General features: G+C 66.2%; 1 protein-coding gene. It reads right to left on the bottom strand.

What is annotated here, in order from left to right; genetic code table 11:
• Window positions 1–9: 9 nt before the first annotated feature.
• A protein-coding gene (locus CK505_RS18090; RefSeq protein ID WP_095651923.1) for an IS3 family transposase occupies window positions 10–1,172 on the bottom strand; the annotation gives its coding sequence in 2 pieces (ribosomal slippage) (window positions 10–885 and window positions 888–1,172; 1,161 coding nt in all).
• Window positions 1,173–1,241: the final 69 nt, after the last annotated feature.

A 1,241-nucleotide genomic window follows, 5' to 3' on the forward strand; every position in this document is an offset into this window, starting at 1 on the left:
CAGGTTGGGTCAGGCAGCCTGAAGGGCTGGTGTGGTCATGATGGTCTCGTACTCGATGGGGGTCAATCTCCCGAGCGCGGCTTGGCGTCGCCTCCGGTGATAGGTGCGTTCGATCCAGACCACGATCGCCATCCGCAGCTCCTGGCGAGTGGCCCAGCGACGGCGGTCCAGGACGTTCTTCTGCAGTAGTGCGAAGAAGCTCTCCATGGCCGCGTTGTCGCCGGCGGCGCCGACGCGGCCCATCGAGCCGACCATGTCGTGTCCGTGCAGAGCCCGGACGAACTTCCTGGATCTGAATTGAGATCCGCGGTCGGTGTGCAGGATGCAGCCAGCGGTCTGTCCTCGCCTCGCGACAGCGCTGCGCAAGGCGTCGACGGCCAGGCGGGACTTCATCCGGGAGTCGATGGAGTAACCCACGATCCGGTTGGAGTGCACGTCCTTGATGGCGCAGAGGTAGAGCTTGCCTTCGGCGGTCTTGTGCTCGGTGATGTCGGCCAGCCACAACTGGTTCGGCCGGTTGGCGGTGAAGTCGCGCTCGACGAGGTCGTCATGGACCGGCGAACCTGGCTTGCCGTTCTTGCCGCGTTTCTTGCCGAACGCCGACCACCAGCCATTGGCGGAGCAGATCCGCCATGCGGTGCGGTCGCAGGCGGTATGGCCGGCGTCGCGGGCCTCGTCGGCCAGGTAGCGGTAGCCGAACTCCGGGTCGTCGCGGTGGGCGTCGAACAGAGCGTTGGCCAGGTAGGCCGCCTCGAGCTCGGCGTCGGTCACCGGGTCGGCCAGCCAGCGGTAGTAGAGCTGCCGGGCGATCTTGAGCACCCGACACGTCACCGCGACGGGGATCCCGTCGGCGGCCAGCTCACGGACGAGCGGGTACATCATTTTCCCGGCAGATTGGCCTGCGACAGGTAGGCGGCAGCGCGGCGCAGGACCTCGTTCTCCTGCTCGAGCAGACGGATCCGCTTCTTCGCCTCTCGCAGCTCAACGTTCTCGGCCGCCGGCGTTCCGGGCTTGAGACCGTCCTCGACGTCGGCTCGGCGCATCCAGTTGCGCAGACAGGATTCCGCGATGCCGAAGTCGGCAGCGATCTGCTTGATCGTCTGCCCGGGTTCACGGCTGCGCGCGACGTTCACGACGTCGTCGCGGAACTCCTTGGGATAGGGCTTGGGCATGGTGTACATCCTTCCATCGACGCCTCTCAGCGCCACAGATCAGGTGTCACCGAACCGTGCATCAGTCCC

It is taken from the genome of Kocuria sp. WN036, assembly GCF_002287015.1.
GTDB lineage: Bacteria > Actinomycetota > Actinomycetes > Actinomycetales > Micrococcaceae > Kocuria > Kocuria rosea.